Annotated in this window: 1 pseudogene; it reads right to left on the bottom strand. The window is 43.4% G+C overall.

Going from position 1 to position 311, the window contains the following annotated elements:
• Positions 1 to 311, bottom strand: a pseudogene (locus K4Z77_RS08950) (hypothetical protein); the annotation flags it as partial.

The following is a 311-nucleotide window of genomic DNA, read 5'->3' as shown; positions in this document are numbered from 1 at the left end:
TGGTGGGAATGTTGACCCATCTGGTTTCTTCGGTGTTACTTTTACGTCTCCAGTCTTAGGATCTTGTTCCAACTCTAGTTTTGGTGTCTTATGAGCCGGTGTTTCAACTGGAACTTCTTCTGTTGGTCTACCTGGTTCTGTAATCTTACCTGTTCCTGGTACTTTACCTTCTGGTAATTCAGCGTTTGGTACTTTACCTTTACCGTCTTCACCAATTGTAACAGTGATTGGGTGGTCTTTATCTTTACCTGGGATTTCTACCTTAGTTCCTGATGGGAATGGTGACCCATCTGGTTTCTTCGGTGTTACTG

This window comes from Streptococcus mitis subsp. hohhotensis, from assembly GCF_020089495.2.
GTDB classification, from domain to species: Bacteria; Bacillota; Bacilli; order Lactobacillales; family Streptococcaceae; genus Streptococcus; species Streptococcus hohhotensis.
The sequence above is the reverse complement of the archived record's forward strand: the minus strand, read 5'-3'. Positions and strand labels throughout refer to the sequence as shown.